The organism is Mucilaginibacter achroorhodeus (assembly GCF_007846095.1).
In the GTDB taxonomy this organism is placed as follows: domain Bacteria; phylum Bacteroidota; class Bacteroidia; order Sphingobacteriales; family Sphingobacteriaceae; genus Mucilaginibacter; species Mucilaginibacter achroorhodeus.
In genome coordinates this window covers 277493-298649 of sequence record NZ_VOEI01000004.1, presented here as the reverse complement: position 1 = coordinate 298649, position 21157 = coordinate 277493, and the positions used below count along the sequence as shown (strand labels likewise).

Sequence of the window (21157 nt, the reverse complement as noted above, 5' to 3'; positions counted from 1 at the left end):
TAATAGCATCTTCGTATATTCAGGCAATTAAACCTGATTACTATGAATTTATCACAACTTAATTTACCTGCGGTATTGGTAGCAGCTTTATCGGGGTTTGCTATTGGTGGTATCTGGTATGCTCCTGCAGTTTTCGGTAAAGCCTGGATGGCCGACAACGGTTTAACAACTGATGCTATACAGCAAGGAAACAAGGGCAAAATATTTGGCTTTACAGCGTTCTTTTCGTTACTCATGGCATTTAACCTGGCCATGTTTCTTGCTGATGCTAAAACCGATCTAAGCTGGGGCGCAACCGCGGGCTTCCTCGCCGGCATCTGGACATTCAGTGCAATTGCGATCCATAGTTTGTTTGAACTTAAAAGCTGGCGCCTCATTTTTATAAACGGCGGTTATAGCGCGGTTACGCTTACCGTAATGGGCGCAATCATCGGTATTTGGAGATAGCGGCTATCAACAGTTTATCACGCCAAAGTTTATGACAATGGTGTGAGCTTTTTGGCGAACAATAGGACACAGCAGGCGTTATTCTTATATATCTTAAAGATCAACTTATGAGTAACGTAACAAATAATATTTCACCAAATTTCACAATAGGCGGTGAGCTTACCGTTAACCGTTTGGGCTATGGCGCTATGCGCATTACAGGCAAAGGCATTTGGGGCCCGCCGCAAGATAAAGACGAGGCTATTCGTGTATTAAAGCGTGCAGTTGAGTTAGGCGTAAATTTTATAGATACCGCAGACAGCTATGGCCCGCACGTATCTGAAGAATTAATAGCCGAAGCTTTGTACCCATACCCTGCCGGCTTAGTAATAGGCACAAAAGGCGGACTGCTCCGCACCGGGCCTGACCAGTGGCCGGTTGACGCAAGCCCAAAACATTTGAAGGAAGCATTAGAGGGAAGCCTGAAACGATTGAAACTTGATCGCATAGATCTGTATCAGTTACACAGGATAGACCCTAAGGTGCCTGCCGAAGAAACTTTCGGGTTTTTAAAGCAAGCACAGCAAGAGGGTAAAATTGTCCATATCGGTTTATCTGAAGTTAGTGTTGATGATATTAAACATGCCCAGGAATTTTTTGAAGTAGTATCAGTGCAGAATATGTACAGCGTTGATAACCGCAAATGGGAAGGTGTATTAAACTACTGCGAGGATAATGATATAGCCTTTATACCATGGTTCCCGCTTAACGCAGGGAATGTTGCCAGCCAGGAGATTTTGCAAAAAGTAGCCGAAAAACACGGCGCTACGGTGCACCAGGTTGCCTTAAACTGGTTGCTGCAGCACTCAAAAAATATTTTGTTGATACCGGGCACATCAAGCGTAGGCCATCTCGAAGAAAATATGAAATCAGCAGAGATAAACTTGGACGCTGACGACATAGACCAATTGGATGGCATTGCGCCTCCGGTAGGTTAACAAACTATAATTTTGAAGGATGCCATGCACGGCATCCTTTTTTATTTTTCTGCTATTTTTAGGGCGTGAAAAGTAAAGAAGAAATACTCGCCAAATATTATACTATGGATGCTGACGGCCTTCCTGAGATATCTGCTGACGGATTATTGAAAGCAATGGAAGAATACCGGGATGCCACAGAAGAGGCTGCATTTAATGCTGCACGTCAAAATGCAGGCGATAAGCTGCTTTACGCTAACTTTTCGGATTATAGAGAAGCTTTAAAAACAGAGCCCCTTGAACCATCAGAAAACGAAAAGGTAAAATTTGTAGCTGATAGCATTGTAGAGCAATTTCTTCCATCAGACCCTACTACACAGCACTTCTCATTCCAATTCAGGACGGAGGGTAAAGAGTACACAGCACGTTATATCAGAAATGTGCAAGGGTATTGGGAATACGAATCTTTTATTTAAGATCATATCGGCGCAACCTTAAATGGTTTTACGTCGACTGTTTCCCAAACCTTTTGGGTAATGTAAGGCTCTCCCTGTTTCCATGCTTCTAATTGTTCCTCGCTTTCAAATTGCATCACCAGTACTGATCCTATCATCTTGCCGTCGTCATCAAGCATAGCACCGCCCAATATAAAGTTGCCAGTGGCTTTCAGTTCTTTTGCGCTATCCAGGTGATGTTGGCGTACATTCATGCGGCGTTCAAGGGCGCCTTCGTCGGTATAATCGTATGCTGTTACCAGGTATTGGTTCATGATATCGTTATTTACTAAAGCAACAAAGAAAACTGAACGATGTTTAGCACCACCAAAATTGTGTTGTAAATTTATTTTGAACAGGATGTAACAATAACTGTCTTTTTTACAATATTTGTTTCCTGATCACCGATAACCAATTATGAAAGGTCAACTTCAAGAAGCGTTTACAGAACTTTATGGCAAGCAAGCAGTCGATACTTTTTTTTGTCCCGGCCGCGTAAACCTTATCGGCGAACACATTGATTACAATGGTGGTTTGGTAATGCCATGTGCTATCACTTTTGGCACTTATTTGTTGGTTACACCTAATGATGATAACGTCTTCAGATTCAAAAGTTTGAATTTTAATGAGCAGGCAGAAGTACCTTTGCAGAGCTCTTACCAGAAAACCGGCGAAACTTGGTATAACTATCCTATTGGCGTTATTGATCATTTTCAAAAAAACGGCAAGCGATTACAAGGTCTTGATATGTTATTTTACGGCGATATCCCTATTGGATCAGGACTATCGTCGTCTGCGTCCATTGAGGTTGTGACAGCGTTTGCACTTAATCAACTTTTCAACGCCGGTTACTCGCGACTGGAACTGGTTAAGCTTTCTCAAGCGGTTGAGAACAAATTTATCGGAGTAAGCTGCGGTATTATGGATCAGTTTGCTGTTGCATTTGGTGAAGAAAACAAAGCACTGAAACTGGATTGCAACTCATTGGAGTACGAAGCTGTAGACAGCAACCTGGGCAACTACGTATTGGCTATCATCAACACCAATAAGCCCCGCAAGCTGGCCGAATCAAAATACAACGAACGCGTACAGGAATGCCAAACAGCGCTTAAAGCGTTGCAGCAGCAGTTAGATATTACTTATTTGTGCGATATTGATACCGAAACTTTTAACAAGTGCAAGAACCTGATAGAAGATGAGACCGTATTAAAGCGTGCACAACACGTGGTTGAAGAGAACGACCGTGTTAAACTGGCAGCAGAAGCATTGAATGATAACGACCTGACAGAATTTGGCAGGTTGATGTATGCCTCCCACGATTCGCTGCGCGACCTGTACGAAGTAAGTGGCAAGGAACTGGATACTGTGGTTGAGTACGCAAAAACCAACCCCGACGTAGCCGGTGCGCGTATGACCGGCGCAGGCTTTGGCGGCTGCGCCATTGCGTTGGTTGAGGGCAGCGCCTTTGAGCAATTTAGCAAAGAGGTTATTGTTTACTACACAAATAAGGTAGGTTATGCCCCTGCCGTTTACAGTTCACTCATCGGTAATGGCGTAGGTACGTTGAATGAAGCTGTAAAATCGTAAATTTGCGGCTTTAGACGTTATAATGCGCAAACTAAAACTCGACGAACTTAATCGTGCTTCAGTAGAAGAATTTAAAGCTCAGGATAAACTTCCTGTAGCTGTAGTGCTTGATAACGTGCGTAGCATGCACAACATTGGCTCTATCTTCCGTACATCAGATGGTTTCGCGGTTGACCATATCTGTTTGTGTGGTATCACTGCACAGCCGCCACATCGGGAGATAGAGAAAACTGCCCTGGGCGCAACCAACTCAGTTAACTGGCAGTATTTTGAAACACCTGTACAGGCCGTTGAACACTTACGCACAGAGGGTTACACCATTATCGCCATTGAGCAAGCTGAGAACAGTACCATGCTCAATACCTTCACCCCCGAGCCTGCGAAAAAGTACGCGCTTATATTCGGCAACGAGGTTAACGGCGCAAGCGATGAAGTGATGCAGCAGATCGATGCTTGTATTGAGATCCCTCAATTTGGCACAAAACACTCTTTTAATATTGTGGTATCGGCCGGCATTGTGTTGTGGGATTTTTACGTGAAGATAGTTCATAGTTCATAGTTCATAGTTCATAGTTCATAGTTCATAGTTCATAGTTCATAGTTCATAGTTCATAGTTCATAGTTGCAACTTATCTGATTGCGCAAAGTTTTACTTAACTTGCTTAGACTATAAACTATCTTAACTAACCATGACCCAAAGCAGTCCGCTTGCCAAAAAGCTGCAAATGAAACCCGGCCAAACATGGCTGATATTGAACGCACCTGAAGATTACCTGGCTACGCTTGAACCCCTACCTGATGGTGTTGAGTTAACCTTCGCGGTAGGCAAACCGGTTAGCGGCATTCAGGTATTTGTTAAAACCGGTGCAGAACTGAGCGAAGTTTTGAAGCATTTAAAACCTTCTTTAAAAGATGACACCATATTCTGGGTGATCTACCCGAAGAAAACTTCGGGTATTGAAACCGACCTGGAGATGATGAGCGGTTGGGAAGTGACTAAACCTTTTGGTTTGCGGCCGGTGGCTTCGGCTGCTATTAACAATGTATGGACATCGCTCCGCTTTCGTCCGGAACATCTGGTGAAGCATTCAGAAGGCAGTGCTGCATCCATCCGTAAAGAAAATGACTACTCAGAATTTATAGATGTAGATAAAAGGCAGATAACCCTTCCACCCTATCTGCAGGAAGCTTTGGCGGCAGAACCGGCCGCAATGGCTTATTACGAGAAACTGGCCTGGTCTCACCGCAAAGAATACGTACTGTGGATATTAAGCGCGAAACAGGAACAAACACGTGCAAACCGCATAGTTAAGATGATGGAGATGTTGCTGGCAGGTAAGAAAAACCCATCGGATAAATAATTCATCTAACCCATGAAGATGAAAGAGCGTTCACGTTCACGCCATGAACACTTGTGAACACCGTGAACGCCGGCATGCTTATTTTATAAGCATAAATCTCCAAATATCCAATTCGGGCCTATCTCTTTTCTTAATTATTATTCGTTCTAAATTACTAAAAGTCTGCGTATTATATCAGCAAACAGATTATAGTACTTAAACTTGCGGTATGGATAATTTTATGGCCGCGCGTTCGCAAATGGCGCTTTCACTTGGTTTCCACATCATATTTTCATGCATTGGCATGGTGATGCCGTTCTTTATGGCAGTATCGCACTTTTTGTGGCTGCGCACCGGAGAGCAGGTGTACCAGAATGTAACCAAAGCATGGAGTAAAGGTGTCGCCATTTTCTTTGCCACCGGTGCTGTATCCGGCACGGTGTTGTCCTTTGAACTGGGGCTGCTTTGGCCAACCTTTATGAAGCACGCCGGCCCCATCTTCGGTATGCCATTTTCGCTTGAAGGTACAGCCTTTTTTATCGAGGCAATTGCGCTGGGCTTTTTCCTGTACGGATGGAATCGTTTTAATCGCTGGTTCCATTGGGTTACAGGCGTGGTAGTAGGTATCAGCGGATTAGCATCGGGCATATTGGTGGTAGCAGCCAACAGCTGGATGAACAGCCCTACCGGGTTCGACTTTGTAAATGGCCAGTATACCAATATCGACCCAATAAAAGCAATGTTTAACCCTGCCTGGTTCTCACAGGCCTTACATATGTGTATCGCTGCATTTGCAGCAACCGGTTTTGCCGTTGCGGGCGTACACGCGTTAATGATATTCCGCAAGCGCAATGTTGACTTTCACCTGCGTTCATTTAAAATAGCTGCCATATTTGGTGTGCTCGCTGCCTTATTACAACCATTAAGTGGTGATATATCTGCTAAGATGGTTGCCAAACGCCAACCTGCAAAGCTGGCCGCCATGGAGGCGCACTTTAAAACCGAACCTTACTCCCCGTTGATCATCGGTGGAATACCTGATGTAAAAAATCAAAAAGTAAATTATGCAATTGAGTTGCCCGGGATGCTTAGCTTTCTGGTCTATGATAATTTCAAAACACCGGTTAAAGGGCTCGACCAGATTTCTAAACAGGACCAGCCCCCTATTGCTGTTACCCACTACGCTTTCCAATTAATGGTGGCATTGGGTATGGCCATGATGGCGCTGGGTGTGCTTTACCTCATTGCCATTTGGAAAAAGCGGTTATGGCTAACCGCAGGGTGGTTTCTCAAACTATTTATCTTAGCTACCCCTATCGGCTTCATAGCCGTTGAAGCCGGGTGGACGGTAACAGAAGTAGGCCGCCAACCCTGGATAATACAAGGCGTAATGCTTACCGCAGATGCAGTTACACCAATGCCCGGCATACATTATTCGTTCTACTTGTTTACGGCGGTGTATGTATCGTTAAGCATTGCCGTGATATTTCTTTTGTACAGGCAAATTAAAATGGTGCCTGTTATTTATGATGTTAAACCCAAACCTGTACATGCCAAATAAGAGCTTATGATCTACGTAGTAATTATTTTTCTGTGGGTTTCGCTGCTCCTATACCTGGTTATGGGTGGTGCCGATTTTGGTGCAGGTATAATTGAGTTGTTTACCTCCACCCCAAATAAATCGCGCACCAGGCGCATTATGTATAATGCCATCGGCCCAATTTGGGAGGCAAACCACATGTGGCTTATCATAGCCATCGTGATATTATTTGTGGGTTTTCCTACCATCTATGCTACTATGTCAACCTATCTGCATATCCCGTTAACTATCATGCTGATGGGGATCATAGCTCGTGGCACAGCATTAACCTTTCGTAATTATGATGCCGTTAATGATAACATGCAGAAGGTTTACAACAAGATATTTGTGTACTCCAGCTTTATTACGCCGTTATTTTTGGGAATTATTGCGGGGAGCACCGTATCCGGCCGGGTAGACCCGCAGGCCAACAATTTTATGGATGCCTATATTTTTAGCTGGTTCAATTGGTTCTCTGTTGCTATTGGTTTTTTTACCACATCTCTATGCGGTTTTTTGGCGGCAATTTACCTTATAGGCGAAGCCCGCGACGATGCTGAGCGCCGCAGTTTCATCCGCAAAGCCCGCATCATGAATGTGGCGGCGGTTGTATCAGGCGCGGTTGTTTTTGTAGCATCCATCAAAGAAAACATTCCGCTTGTGCAGTGGGTGTTCGGTAATTTCATCGGCATTGCAGCGGTTGGTTTGGCAACATTGTCGCTTATCCTTTTATGGTACCTGATAAGTAAAGGAAAACGGTACATCATACGGGTGCTGGCCGGTTTCCAGATGACCATGATCTTGTTGACCACCACTTACAAGCACTATCCAAACATTGTTATTCTGAGAAACGGCACTTACTTGTCGTTATTAGTTCATCGCGGGGCTGATAAAACCATACAGGCTTTGGGTATAGCGCTACTGGCCGGGAGTTTATTTATATTGCCTGCACTATTTTACCTGGTTTGGAGTTTTCAAAAGAAAGATCCTAATCACAGTGCCGATCTGCATCAATAACCTATCTACAAAATTTAGTTTATGCGAAAAATATTGCTGTTTTCATTCTTTTTAGGATACTGCACCTTTGCCGTAGCGCAAACCCCACTTAAAAATAAGATCAATGAAATAGCTAAAGATGCAAAAGGCGAAATTGGCGTAAGCATGATCGACCTGCAAACCGGAAGATCATTTTCCATTAATGGTGATAAGCCCCTGGTGATGCAGAGTACCTTTAAATTACCTATCGCGGTTGCGGTTTTGCATAAGGTTGATAAAGGCAGTATTAAGCTCGAAGATAAACTTCGTCTCACCAAAGCCGATCTGCCCGAAAATTACAGTCCGCTGCGCGATAAGCACCCAGACGGCAACGTTGACGTAACCATACGCGAACTGCTCGATTACATGCTGATCTGGAGCGACAACGATGCATGCGATATTCTTTTGAACAAGGTTTGCAGCAAAGCGGAAGTAGAACAGTACATGCATCAGTTAGGTGGCACTTCTTTCTGGATAAGAGCAACCGAGATGGAAATGAAGAATGACTGGCAGGCGCAATTTACTGATGTTTGCACGGTGACTGACATGGCAAAGCTATTTAGAACTGTGAGAAATGGCAAAGCCCTCTCTGCAAAAAGCACCGAATACATTATAAAAACGATGGAAAAAACGGAGGTAGGCAAGAAGCGGATAAAAGGACTTTTGGCGGCAAACACCGTTGTTGCCCATCGCACCGGCACTTCGGCTACGGATAACCGAACCGGGATCTCCCCTGCCACAAATGACGGCGGCATAATCACCTTACCAAACGGCAAGCAATTTATACTGGTAGTGTTTGTAAGTAACGCAAAGGCCGATACTAATACGCGCGAAGCAGTTATAGCACGCATTGCCAAGGTAGTTTACGATGACGTTGTGGGCGAAAAATTAAATTGATAATGGCAAGCGAAAAGATATGAAGGTATTGGTGACCGGTTCGGCAGGTAAGTTAGGCAGGGCAGTAATGGAAAGGCTCCGGTCTGCTGGTTTAAATGCTGTTGGTGCCGACCTTTTAGTTTCGCCAACGACTGACATAATTTTAGACATCAAAAATAAAGCTGGTGTAGATGAAGCATGTTACGGAGTTAATGCCATAATACATACGGCTGCTATTCATGGGAAACATTGCGACCTGAACTACCCGCGCGAAGAATTTATCGATACCAATATCCACGGCACGCTCAACTTGCTTAATGCAGCGGTAAAACAAGGCGTAAGACGCTTTTTGTATATTAGTACCACATCAATCTACGGTACGGCAATGGTTGATCCATATAAGGCGGTGTGGGTTGATGAATCACTTACCGAACAGCCGCGCGATATTTACGACATCACCAAACAAGCTGCTGAACAACTTTGCAAAGATTTCTTTTATAAAGAGAAACTTCAAACCTCGGTTTATCGCGTTGGTCGTTTTCTGCCCGAAGCACCTAACCTGGAAGCTAATCATCGCTTGTATCGCGGACTTGACGAACGAGATGGAGCTGAAGCGCTATACCTGGCTTTACACAAAGACTTTAAAGAATTTGAAATTTTCAATATTGCAAGCACAAGCCCGTTTACAAAAGCAGATCTGCAAGTACTTAAAACAAACCCGGCTGACGCTATTTTGAGGCTTTACCCCCATGCTGCAGAAATTTACCGGTCAAAAGGGTGGGAACTACCCAATAGTATTGACAGAGTTTACGTGATAGATAAAGCACGGAAAATGTTAGGATACGAACCAATATTTGATTTTGAATATCTGCTAAATAGAAAGTAGGCCACTATCACATTTTATTTCAGCTAATTCCTTTGAATAAAACATGCCAAACTTCCGGGTTCCAAACCCGTCTGTCTACCATTATTCAAACGATTTTATTAAGTTAGCGGGATATGGGTATCAGCGAGATCATTTCTATTACCGTTGTACTGGCAGCACTATTTGCGTATATCAACAATCGCATTATTAAATGGCCTCCTACTATTGGCATTATGGTAATGTCGCTATGTTGCTCTATCATCTTAGCCGTTTGGGGTAATTACCATCCTTTTCTCCCGGATAAAGCCCTCCGCCTGGTCGAGTCTATAAACTTTAGGGACGTATTGCTCAAATTTATGCTGAGCTTTTTACTTTTTGCAGGAGCAATACACATAGATACTGATCAATTAAGAAAAGAACGTTGGCCTGTTTTAGCATTATCAACAATAGGTACCGTTATTTCTACAGCAGTTGTTGGTATAACTACGTTCTATCTTTTCGCACTTTTCAATATCCACATACCTTTTATTTATTGCTTGCTATTTGGTTCGGTAATATCACCTACCGACCCGATAGCTGTTTTAGCTATACTCAAAGAAGCAAAGATCCCATCCTCTCTTGAATTAAAAATTTCCGGCGAATCGTTATTTAATGATGGCATAGCAGTAGTAATATTTGTGACTTTACTGGATGCCGCAGGCACCGGCTCAACCATCAATGCCCTATCAGTTGCAAAACTTTTTTTACAGGAAGCCGTGGGCGGCATTTTGTTTGGTGCGCTGTTAGGCTATGCCGGTTATTATGCACTAAAACCTATTGACGATTACAAAGTAGAAGTATTGGTAACTGTGGCGATAGTAATGGGCGGATATCTTTTGGCCGGTTTGCTACATGTATCAGGCCCTTTAGCAATGGTAGTTGCAGGCTTACTTACAGGCAATAAAGTTAAACGCCAGGCAATGTCAAAAATCAGTCGGGATTATCTGGGCAAGTTTTGGGAACTCATCGACGAGATCTTAAATGCTATTCTTTTCCTGCTGATAGGTCTTGAGATGCTCATCATTAAGATAAACACAACTATCTTGATCATCGGAGCCATCAGTATAATCACAGTATTATTTGCCAGATGGCTGGCAGTATTTGTACCCATCAATCTTCTTAAATTGAAGATCAAATTTGAACGTAATGCTGTAACTATTTTAACCTGGGGCGGTTTGCGGGGAGGACTTTCTGTGGCGTTGGCCCTTTCTTTGGGGCCACAAATGTATCGCGAAGAGTTTGTGCTTATCACCTACATAATTGTTGTCTTTTCCATCCTTGTGCAAGGACTTACGATTGGCAGTTTCACTAAAAAATTATTACGTAATCCAAACTGACACTTTGATAGCCAATAGGGCTATTCCTGATTTTCTGAAACAAAATCACAACTAAAAGGTGTTATAAGCTATAATTTGTTTTGAGCCCTTTCCATTAGGGTTAAATATCTCAGGAATGAAATTCAACGGCATTTTCATTAAAACAGCGGTTCTATTACTGCTTAATATCGTCTCAATAAATATTGCTTTTGCCCAGGTACCAACTTTAAAAAGCGATTCGGGGCAAACCCTGCCTGATACCTTGCTTTTCAGGATGCAACGTGCACAGGCTGCTATCACAGAAATAAACGCAGCTAACAAAGATGGTTACAATACCTTAACCGCCAGGCAAACGCTTAAAGACATCCGGCAAAACGTTCAACCGATAAAAGAAGACCTGGATATCAAGGAGCGAATTATCGAGCCGAAAATTCTGAGTAATTACCAGCTGATATTAAAAACATCGCAAGAAAACCTGCAGGACATTCAAGATAAGCTTTCTAAAGAAAGCAACAACCTGCAGCGGATGTCAAAAGAGATAGTGCAGTTGAGTAAGGATTCGGTTTTGATGATAAAAGCTGATGACACTACCGCCAAAAATCTATATAAAAGCCAGCTCCTGGATATCAAGCTGAGGTTGCAAAATGCGGGCAAACTTACCACTGCTAACCTCGACACCACGAGCAAGTTACTTGCCGAGGTATCAGCAACTAATCTTGAGCTTACAGAATTGCAGGTTGATATCAGCGACCGCATGAGAACATCAGGCAGAAGTGCTTTAAGAAAAGAGTCGCCCTATATTTGGTCGGCACCGGTAGAAAACAAAGGCGAAGATCTGGGAGAACTACTCTCATCATCCATCAGGGGCCAAAATAAAATACTTGGTTACTTTATCAATTCTACCTGGGACAATCGAATCCTGGTAATACTGTTTGGGGTTGCATTTTTCTTGTGGGTGTTTCTCAACTATCGCAAAGCAAATAAACCGGATGTGCGGGAAAGCCTTGGCGCACTGGAGTTTAAATACATCAGTGCCATACCGGTGATCCCGGCGCTTATTGTGATGCTCATCATCACCCCGCTTTTCGAGCCCGATTCACCGTCGCTGTACATCGAGATCATTTCCTTTGCCTTACTTATCCTGCTGACAATTGATTTCTGGAAAAAGCTGCCGGCAAAGCAATTGAGGCGGTGGCTTTACATTGTTGGGCTGTATATACTGGTAATGGCTGTAACGGCCACTGTACACCATGCCATCTTTGTGCGCTTGTTATTAATTGCCGTTAACATTGCCTCACTATACATAGGTTATAAATTTTATCAAAAATTAAAAGAGATTAACTTTAAAAAAGGGTTTATCAAGCCTGTACTTTATGTTTTCTTCTACCTGAATATTATAGCTATTTTTCTGAATGTTTTTGGCCGGATAAGCCTGGCGAAAATTGATTCTGTGACAGCCATAGTTGGCTTAACCCAGGTTATAGGGCTGGCTATTTTCATCCAAATACTAACTGATGCCCTGGAACTGCAGATCAAGATCAGCTCTTCCAACGGCGGTTTGTTCTCAAGGCTGGATGTTGCTAAAACACGGCAATCCTTTCAGCGAATGTTATCCGTTATTGCGGTGATACTGTGGTTGCTGGTTTTCTTTATCAACCTTAATGTTGCCGGGGGTGTGTTCAGTTTCGTTCACCAGGTGTTAGTAAAAGAAAGGGTTTTCGGTACACTTAAATTTACGCTGGGCAATGTGCTGTTCTTTGTGGTGATCATTTACGTATCCAACATCCTGCAAAAAAATATCGGCGTTCTGTTTGGAGAAAAATCCATCGGCTATGCCAATAACCAGGTAGAACATAAAAGCTCAAAGCTAACGCTGTTCAGGCTGGTGATCGTGATGCTTGGTTTATTACTTGCCTTTACAGCATCGGGCATACCTATGGATAGGTTAACGGTGGTGTTAGGTGCGCTTAGTGTGGGTATAGGTTTGGGCATGCAGAACATCGTAAACAACTTTGTATCCGGCGTGATACTGGTATTTGAAAAACCTTTTGAAATTGGTGACTTTATTGAAATAGCCGATAAAAAAGGCAAGATCCAGGACATTGGCATACGCTCAAGCAAGATGTTGACGCAATATGGCTCGCAGGTGATCATCCCAAACGGCGACCTGCTCTCCAATCGCCTCGTTAACTGGACCCAGGGTGCATCCTACGTAAAATCAGAAATGATATTTAAGGTAAATATGGCGACTGATCTGAACGCGCTATCTAAAATTTTAGAAGACCTGATAGATCAAACAGACCACACTGTTAAAAACCTGCCGCCCGAGATCCTGATAAATAATATTACTGCTGATGCTGTAGAAATTAAAATATTGATATGGGTTACCAGTGTATATATAGAACCGGCCTTTAAAAGCAAGCTGTTGGCAGATTTGCTGCAGCGCTTTACAGACGCACAGATAAAAGTGATGTGATCAACTGCGCATGTGGTTTTAACGGAGGTACAATTTCGGCGGGAGCGGTTCTCTCTGCAAGTGCGGTTACATCATCGAAATAGGTTTGGGCCAGTGCATCCCAACTTAGCTCTTTCATGTGCTTGATGCATTCTGTGGCAAAATGATGGGCAAGTGGTTTATTATTGAGTAGTATTTCCAGCTTTTCAACGTAATCATCTGCATCAAAGGGCCTGCATCTAAAACCATCTTTGCCATGCTCAACAAAATCTTTTGATCCGCCCCCGTCTGCTATTACACAAGGTAACCCGGATGCCATCGCTTCGGCCACTACATTACCATAGGTTTCTGAAATTGATGGAAATAGAAAAACATCTGCGGATGCATAGAGAGATGCCAGATAAATATGGTCGACCTTACCAGTAAAGAAAGCACCTTTCATTCTCTTTTCGCAGTCTTTACGGGCAACACCATCCCCTACTACCAAAAAATTGACATGGTTGTTGCGCTGTTTAAATTTCTCGTAAATAGCGATCAACGTTTCCAGGTTTTTCTCCCAAACCAGCCTGCTCGCAAACACTATGGTTGGGTTTCTATTTCCAGTTAATCGCTCTATAACACGTTTATCACGCTTCAAGGGATTAAAAAGCTGAGTGTCTATCCCGCGTTTCCACAACTGCATATTACTATACCGGAGACCGATACTGGTTAATTCCTGTTGTATACTGGTTGATGGTACGTAGACCTTGTCGCACCGATTATAAAATTTCCGGTATCCCCTGGCAATGTGATCCTTAAGCGGTTTGATCAGAAAAGGTGTGAACTTGAAATAGTAATTAACGTACGATATAAAGTGTGTATGGTAAATACTCAGCACCGGGAGTTTATTGCCCTGTGCATATTCAAGCGCAAAACTACCAAGATATGATGGGGTGGAAATATGGATCACCTGCGGGGCAAATGCCTTAAGCTTTTCGCTTAACAAAGGTTTGACCCGGCCGGGCAAGGTCAACGAATACCTGGTGTTCAAAGGCACTTTAATATGCGGTACTCTAAATGTTTGAAAATCGCCTATTTGGTCGGGCCCGGCTCCGTAGATAAATAAATATTCAAAGCGAGATGTATCTATCCTGCTGATAATTTGATACATGGTACGCACGGCCCCGTCAAAATCTTCTGCCAATATTTCGGCAAAAAACGCTACCCTTATCTTATTCAAAAAAAAGTCCCTTTCAGCAGATATTATAAAGAATGGGAGTGCTGGTGTTTTTCTTTAAGCCTGCTGCGCATTGTACGGCGGTGCGACTCGTCTTTTTTTACCGGCACGCGCGAGGCTGCCCAGATAACCAGCCCGGCTATCAGCAGCATTATAAGATCAAGTGATGAATAGCCCATTTCCATTGGTTTTATGTTATAACACAAACTTACCCGCTTAGTTTAAGGGTAATGTTAAAAGCAGATTATGAGATGAATAACTTTCGTCACGAAGTTAATTTTTATGTTAAGAGTTAATATACTCTCGTAAGTTGTGCTTATGCATTTTGTTTTATTTATAATTAAATAATACCTTAGCCACACATCTGTTTATACTTACATCTCAGCGTTATTTTTGTTTTCGGCATTAGCCCATAACGGTATCCTTTACGCTATTTTATTTAAACAGATAGCTGCACTCGATTAAATTTTGTGATGGACAAAAAAAAGAATTACGATTCGGATTTCTGCGGAAGCCTTCCCCTTAATCATATCAACGTAATACAATCCTACGGTTACCTGCTGGTTGTTGACAGCGAGTCGCTTGATGTGATACAAGCAAGCGAAAACATATCCGAGCTGCTTGATAAGCCTGCGTCCGATGTGGTCAACACGCCACTTGCAACCTATGCCGATACAACTGCAATCGTTAAATTACAGGAGCGTTTTGGGGATACTGTTAAAGATAAAGTACCTGCAACATTTGTTATAGGTGGCACCAAGGTACATGCATTGGTGCATTTTAAACCCGGTTATATTATTTTAGAGCTGGAAAAACCTTCCGTAGCTGCCGAACGGAGTTTCGCCAACGTTTTTGAAGAAGTAAAATACGCTATGGCCGCCATTGAGCAGGCCGATACCATAGAGAATGTAAGCCAAGTAGCCGTAACTGAACTACGCAAGCTAACCGGGTTTGATGGCATTATGATGTACCACTTTGATCCTGACTGGAACGGCACCGTTATTGCCGAGGACAAAGTGCAGGATGAGGGCCTGGAAAATTACATGGGCCACACCTTTCCGGCATCAGATGTGCCAAAGCAGGCAAGGCAGCTTTATCTTAAAAATGCTTACCGCTTAATACCAGACAGGGATTTTAAACCGGTACGCCTCTACCCTGTTATCAACCCAAAAACAAACACATTTATTGATCTGAGCGATTGCAACCTGCGCGGTGTGGCTGCCGTTCACCTGGAGTATTTGAAAAACATGAACGTCCAGGCAAGCATGTCATTCAGGGTGATACACAACGGGCAACTTTGGGGGCTTATCGCCTGCCATCATCTAACGCCGCGCTACCTCAGTTTTGAACTTTGCAGCGTTTGCGAGTTGATATCATCAGTAGTTTCAAATAAGATAACTACAATATTATATAAGGAGAACTTTGAGTTTGAGGCAGACCTGCAAAAGAAACAAACAAACCTAATTGCCCAGGTTTATGCCGAAGGTGACCTGCTTGCAGGATTACTGAATGATGCCGAACTTAACCTGATGGATGTACTTAACGCCGGTGGCGTAGCTGCATCTATAAAAGGTAAACTTTACAAAGCCGGCAATACGCCTGATAATGACTTTTTGGAGAATATGGTATTATGGCTGCAAAGCAAAAACGTAAACAAACTTTTTGTAAGCGATCATCTCTCATCCATTTATGACGAAGCCCTGCCCTTTGCTGATATAGCAAGCGGCGCATTGGCTATACCTGTTAACAGCGCCACAGGCGACTACATTGTTGCCTTTAGGCCCGAGGTTAAACAAACCATAAAATGGGGTGGCAACCCTAACAAAGCCATAAATTTTGAGCCAGATGGCAAAAACTACCATCCAAGAAATTCGTTTAAGCTTTGGCAAGAAACGGTTCATAATACCTCTGAGCCATGGAAAAAAGAAGAAATTGGCATAGCTGAGAATATGAGAAGTTTCGTATATGAATTTACAACGCATAACGCATAGTCTTAAAATTGAAAGATAGCAGGGTGAAATTTCCGGAGGATAAAATACTGGAGCATTATATAATTGCTATCGGCGCTTCTGCCGGTGGGCTTGAGGCTATTCATGAGTTTTTTGACCACATGCCGCCAAATTCCGGTTTTACATTTGTTGTAATACAACACTTATCACCGGATTATAAAAGTTTACTGGTCGAGTTAGTTTCAAAACACACCCACATGAAGGTGTATGAAGCAGAAGATAACACCACCCTGCAGCGCGATTGCGTATACATCATACCTACAAAAAAATTAATGACCATACGCGGCGGCAGGCTGCGCCTGGCAGATAAAATCGCCGATAAATCGCCTAATACCGCTATTGATACCTTCTTGTTCACACTTGCTAAGGATCAAAAAGACAAGGCTATCGCTATCATTCTATCCGGCACCGGTACAGACGGTACAAAAGGTATTGAAGCGGTAAAAGAATGCGGCGGCATGGTTATCGTACAAGACCCAGCAACAGCCAAGTTTGATGGTATGCCTAACAGCGCCATCACATCAGGCAATGCCGATTACATATTGGCACCCGATACCATGCATACCGAGGTTTATAACTATGTAAGCCAAAATCACAAACCGCCGTTAGAAGAGACGCACCCGGATGATACCGTAATGAACGAGATATTTAAACTGGTGCATAACGGTAGTGGCCAGGATTTTAACCTGTATAAAACGCCAACAATCTTGAGGCGGATTGACAGGCGCATGGCTGCGGTGAATGTAAAGGAATTAAAAGACTATGTTACCCTGCTGCATGAGAAACCTTCAGAGGTAAAACTGCTTGCTAAAGACTTTTTGATCAATGTAACGAAGTTCTTTCGCGATCAGCCTGCATTTGATATTCTTGCTAAGGATATCATCCCTAAACTGGTTGACGGTAAAGTTGACGGGGAAATGCTTAAAATATGGGTGTGCGCCTGCAGTACCGGTGAAGAAGCATACTCTATAGCCATCCTGTTTAATGAGGAGTTGCAGAAAACCGGCAAAAAATTAGAGCTGAAGATATTTGCCACAGACGTAGATGAATCAAGCATAGAGATCGCATCACGCAACAGGTATCCGTTAACAATCGCAAAAGAGATACCACCGGTTTTACTGAAAAAGTATTTTATTAAAGAAAATAAAGGCTATTCTGTTCTTCCATCTATACGCAGGCAAATTGTTTTTGCCAAACACAACGTCATAAAATCGCCACCGTTTATTAAAAACGATCTGGTAACGTGCCGTAACATGCTCATTTACATGAACACGTTGTTACAGCAAAAGGTGTTATCAACTTTCCACTATTCTCTTAACAGGAACGGCTATTTATTTTTAGGTTCGAGCGAAAATGCCACAAGCTTAAAGGAAGGCTTAACCGAAATAAGTGGCAAATGGAAGATCTACCAGAAAACCGGCACTATCAACTACGGTTTACATCACACCTACACCTCCGTAACGCCAAACTTGCGGTATGCGGACAAAAAACTGCCTTTTCAAAACGGCGAAACATCACGCTCGCTGGATGAGGAGTTTCGCGACCTGATATTAGAGGAGTTTGGTACAGTAGGTATTTTTATAGACAAAACGTACACCGTTAAGGAAACCATTGGCAACTTTAACCAGTTCCTTACCCTGCCAAATAAAAAGCTTGATCTGAATATATTGAACATGCTTAGCCGGGAGGTATCAGTGGTGCTAAACACGGCTATCCGCAAAGCGTGGAAAGAGAATAAAAAAACGCACGTTAACCGTGTGCGTATTAAACGCGGCAAAGAAGATATATTATTACAGATAACCGTTAAGCCGCCTGATACGCGATCACCAAACGGTTACACCTTGCTGATGTTCACCGAGGCTAAAACAGAACATCAGCCAAAAGACGGTATTGAGCTGCCGCCGGTTGCAGGCGAGCATCAGAGCGAGTATCTGATGGAGATGGAGGCTGAGCTTAGCGAAACCCGTGTTAACCTGCAAATGGCCGTTGAGGAAATGGAGACCACTAACGAGGAATTGCAATCAAGCAATGAGGAGTTATTGTCTGCCAATGAAGAACTGCAATCAGGAAACGAAGAGTTGCAATCGCTTAACGAGGAGTTGCACACGCTTAATACTGAGCATCAGCTAAAGATCCGCGAGCTGCTTGAGCTGAATGAGGACCTTGATAACTACTTTAGGAGCACCGATATAGGCCAAATCTTTATTGATGCCAACTTGCGCATCCGTAAGTTTAACCCTGCTGCCGTAAAAATGGTGAACCTGATAGAGGCGGATATCGGCCGCCCTATCAACCACATATCAAGCAATATCAAATACGATAACCTCACCAATGATATCCACACCGTACTTGCCAGCGGCCAGGTAATTGAAAAGGAAATAGAATTGCTTAACGGCAAAAACAACCTGATGCGCATTATGCCTTACCTAAAAAAGGATAAAAGCGCTGATGGTGTAGTGATCTCTTTTGTTGATATATCGGTTATCACCGAGCTTAATAACATTATCAACGGTGTATTTAATGCGAGCTCCGCCGCCATACTAGCTTTCAGGCAGGTGCATAATCAAATTGGTAAGGCTGTTGATTTTAATTGCATAGCTTACAATAACGCTGCACTTGATATCCTCAAAAAGGATGCAGCGAGCATGGAGCGCCATCCGTCAATAAAAGAATTCCCTGATTTGGGTAACCTGGTAAGTTTTGATCAGTATGTAAAAATAGCTACTGGCGGCAAACCTATCGAGACAGAGCTTAAAACAGCAGATGATAGGTGGTTCCAGGCGGTTTTAGGTAAAATGAATGATGGTTTTGTGATCAGCTTAACTAACATTACCGAGCGCAAACAGGGCGAGCAAAAACTTAAGCATAATTACAACGAACTCATCACCGCCCGTGAAGGCCTGCGAAACCTTAACAACGAGCTTGAGCAGCGTGTGCTTGACCGCACGCGTGAACTTACCGAAAGTGAAGAGCGCTTTAAGCTGGTATCAAAGGCCACCAATGATACCATTTGGGATTGGAGCCTGGTTAATAACACCATGTGGCGCAGCGAAAATTTCGCAACCATGTTTGGTTATGAAATTAACGATGAGATAGCCGACGTAAATAACTGGTTTGAGAAGATCCATCCGGAAGACCGCGAACGTGTGCAAAAAAGCATTTACAGTGCTATAAATAACCACCAGGACCAGTGGACGGCAGAATATCGCTTTTTAAAAGCAGATGGAAAATACGCCACTATTTTAGATCGTTGCAGCATACTGGAAGATGAATTTAAAACGCCTTACCGTTTAGTAGGGTCAATAATAGATATCAGCCGACTTATTGAAACCGAAAAACGCCTGGATGAAAGCGAAAGCAAATTCAGAAAGGTATTTGAGAGTAATATGATAGGTATGGTGTTCTCTAACATGGATGGCCGCATCATTGAAACCAACGATGCTTTCCTGAATATGTTAGGCTATACCCGCGAGGAAGTTGAAGCCGACCCGCTGAACTGGAAAGAAATCACACCCGAAGAGTATCACGAAATAAGCCTTTGGGCAGTTGAACAATTAAAGCAACATGGTGTTGTACCGCCGTTTGAAAAGCAGTACCGCAAACATAATGGCGATCGTTTGTGGGTACTAATGGGGTCAGCTGTGTTAAGGCAAGATGATACCCCGATAAACTCTGTAAGTTATATTATTGATATAACCAAACAGAAACAGGCAGAGAGCCGCAGAAAAGAGCTGCTGCAGCTGGTTAAAAAACAGCAGGACGAGTTCTATAGCATTTTCACCAATGCCCCTGCCCTCATTACCATTAAACGCGGGCCCGATCTTATTTACGAATTTGTAAACAAAGCCTTTGAGAAATTTGATGGGCAAAAAAGCTACTTAGGCCGCAAAAGTTTAGATGTACATCCTGAACTGAAAGATTCGGAACTTTTCAAAGTAGAGCGTCACGTATTTAAAACAGGGAAGACAGTTGTAAAAAACGCTTTTCATGTTTACCGCTTTGATCACAAAACAGGCGAAAAGAAAGATTGCTGGTTCGATTTTATTTACGCCCCGGTGTTTGCAGAAGATGGCGGCGTAGATGGTATTGCGTTCTTCGGTTTTGACGTTACCGACCTGATAAAAGGCCGCCAGGCAGCAGAAGAGCTGATGCAGAAGAAGGACGAGTTTATGAGCATTGCCAGCCATGAGCTTAAAACGCCTATTACCAGCATAAAGGGGTCATTACAGATCCTTAAACGCATGATAGACAAAGCCGAAGGTAAAGACGCCACGCTTGCATCATTCATTGATAAGGCTAACAAACAAACCGGTAAGCTTACCACACTGGTTGACGACCTGCTTGATGTAACCAAGATACAGGAAGGCAAAATGGTGTTGAACTATGACGACTTTGATGCAGCTGCTATGGTAAAAGAATGCATGGAAGAAGTTTACGCACAAAATTCAACTCACAGAATAGAATTTAAAGCCGACTGTGAAATGCGGGTGCATGCAGATAAGGTGCGCCTTGAGCAGGTAGTAACCAACTTTTTAACCAACGCTATAAAGTACTCGCCAAAGGCTGATAAGGTTACCATTACATGTGACATTGATGATAAAAACTTCAAAGTGAGTGTAACTGATTTTGGTATAGGCATACCTGATGATAAAAAGGATTTCCTGTTCGATAGGTTCTACCGTGTACAGGAGTCATCAAGTCACGTTTCTGGTTTAGGTTTGGGGCTTTATATCTCTGCTGAGATCATCAAACGCCATAAAGGAGAAATTGGCGTGGAAAGCAAAGCAAATATTGGTTCAACATTCTGGTTCACAATTCCAATCAAAAACAAAGCGTAATAAAGCTGTTTGCATTGTAACATTTACCAAAATAACAGGTATGTGTGTACAATTCACACTATAAATTAGTAACTTCGCGTTGTTTGAAACCAAATCTGCCGGTTT

Annotated in this window: 17 protein-coding genes; 14 read left to right on the top strand and 3 right to left on the bottom strand. The window is 43.0% G+C overall.

All coding sequences use genetic code 11. The features are described 5' to 3' along the window. Positions 1-42 precede the first annotated feature (42 nt). The 3 genes from FPZ42_RS13100 to FPZ42_RS13090 all read left to right on the top strand — a co-directional run bounded on the left by FPZ42_RS13100 (position 43) and on the right by FPZ42_RS13090 (position 1879). Entirely contained in the window at positions 43-447 is a 405-nt protein-coding gene (locus FPZ42_RS13100) for a DUF1761 domain-containing protein (RefSeq protein ID WP_146272095.1), read from the top strand. A gap of 107 nt (positions 448-554) precedes the next feature. After that, positions 555-1424 carry an aldo/keto reductase gene (locus FPZ42_RS13095; RefSeq protein ID WP_146272094.1) on the top strand — a complete coding sequence of 290 codons (870 nt, stop codon included), beginning with the start codon at positions 555-557 and terminating at the stop codon, positions 1422-1424. A gap of 65 nt (positions 1425-1489) precedes the next feature. Further along, positions 1490-1879 carry a hypothetical protein gene (locus FPZ42_RS13090; RefSeq protein WP_146272093.1) on the top strand — a complete coding sequence of 130 codons (390 nt, stop codon included), beginning with the start codon at positions 1490-1492 and terminating at the stop codon, positions 1877-1879. Between the two features lie 2 nt (positions 1880-1881). Here FPZ42_RS13090 and FPZ42_RS13085 read toward each other — a convergent pair whose 3' ends face one another. Beyond that, positions 1882-2172 (bottom strand): YciI family protein, encoded by a 291-nt coding sequence (locus FPZ42_RS13085; protein ID WP_146272092.1) that lies wholly within the window; start codon positions 2170-2172, stop codon positions 1882-1884. 142 nt (positions 2173-2314) lie between these two features. On the opposite strand from FPZ42_RS13085, the gene FPZ42_RS13080 reads away from it, so the two are divergent. The 9 genes from FPZ42_RS13080 (at position 2315) to FPZ42_RS13040 (ending at position 13010) form a co-directional block, all read left to right on the top strand. After that, complete coding sequence (locus FPZ42_RS13080; protein ID WP_146272091.1) at positions 2315-3484, top strand: galactokinase; 1170 nt, start codon at positions 2315-2317, stop codon at positions 3482-3484. 22 nt (positions 3485-3506) lie between these two features. Further along, entirely contained in the window at positions 3507-4043 is a 537-nt protein-coding gene (locus FPZ42_RS13075) for an RNA methyltransferase (RefSeq protein WP_146272090.1), read from the top strand. A gap of 130 nt (positions 4044-4173) precedes the next feature. Continuing rightward, positions 4174-4845, top strand: a complete 672-nt coding sequence (locus FPZ42_RS13070; RefSeq protein ID WP_146272088.1) for a YdeI/OmpD-associated family protein — start codon at positions 4174-4176, stop codon at positions 4843-4845. Positions 4846-5053: 208 nt separating this feature from the next. Further along, positions 5054-6385, top strand: coding sequence for a cytochrome ubiquinol oxidase subunit I (locus tag FPZ42_RS13065; protein WP_146272086.1), 1332 nt, complete (start codon positions 5054-5056; stop codon positions 6383-6385). 6 nt (positions 6386-6391) lie between these two features. Next, positions 6392-7420 (top strand): cytochrome d ubiquinol oxidase subunit II, encoded by a 1029-nt coding sequence (locus FPZ42_RS13060; protein WP_146272084.1) that lies wholly within the window; start codon positions 6392-6394, stop codon positions 7418-7420. Between the two features lie 21 nt (positions 7421-7441). Beyond that, on the top strand, positions 7442-8335 hold the full coding sequence (gene bla / locus FPZ42_RS13055; protein ID WP_146272082.1) for a class A beta-lactamase: 894 nt from the start codon (positions 7442-7444) through the stop codon (positions 8333-8335). Positions 8336-8354: 19 nt separating this feature from the next. Beyond that, positions 8355-9200, top strand: coding sequence for an NAD-dependent epimerase/dehydratase family protein (locus tag FPZ42_RS13050; RefSeq protein ID WP_146272080.1), 846 nt, complete (start codon positions 8355-8357; stop codon positions 9198-9200). Between the two features lie 113 nt (positions 9201-9313). After that, positions 9314-10555: a cation:proton antiporter gene (locus FPZ42_RS13045; protein WP_146272078.1), complete on the top strand. Its 1242-nt coding sequence runs from the start codon at positions 9314-9316 to the stop codon at positions 10553-10555. A gap of 115 nt (positions 10556-10670) precedes the next feature. After that, complete coding sequence (locus FPZ42_RS13040) at positions 10671-13010, top strand: mechanosensitive ion channel family protein (protein WP_146272076.1); 2340 nt, start codon at positions 10671-10673, stop codon at positions 13008-13010. Here the strand turns inward: FPZ42_RS13040 and FPZ42_RS13035 are convergent. Beyond that, positions 12982-14208, bottom strand: a complete 1227-nt coding sequence (locus FPZ42_RS13035) for a glycosyltransferase family 4 protein (RefSeq protein WP_186458765.1) — start codon at positions 14206-14208, stop codon at positions 12982-12984. The genes FPZ42_RS13040 and FPZ42_RS13035 overlap by 29 nt on opposite strands. 23 nt (positions 14209-14231) lie before the next feature. Continuing rightward, positions 14232-14390, bottom strand: a complete 159-nt coding sequence (locus tag FPZ42_RS19200; RefSeq protein ID WP_186458764.1) for a hypothetical protein — start codon at positions 14388-14390, stop codon at positions 14232-14234. 288 nt (positions 14391-14678) lie between these two features. Between FPZ42_RS19200 and FPZ42_RS13030 the strand changes: the two genes are divergently transcribed. Further along, positions 14679-16196, top strand: a complete 1518-nt coding sequence (locus FPZ42_RS13030) for a GAF domain-containing protein (RefSeq protein ID WP_146272074.1) — start codon at positions 14679-14681, stop codon at positions 16194-16196. Between the two features lie 8 nt (positions 16197-16204). Continuing rightward, positions 16205-21052, top strand: coding sequence for a chemotaxis protein CheB (locus tag FPZ42_RS13025; RefSeq protein WP_146272072.1), 4848 nt, complete (start codon positions 16205-16207; stop codon positions 21050-21052). Positions 21053-21157 lie beyond the last annotated feature (105 nt).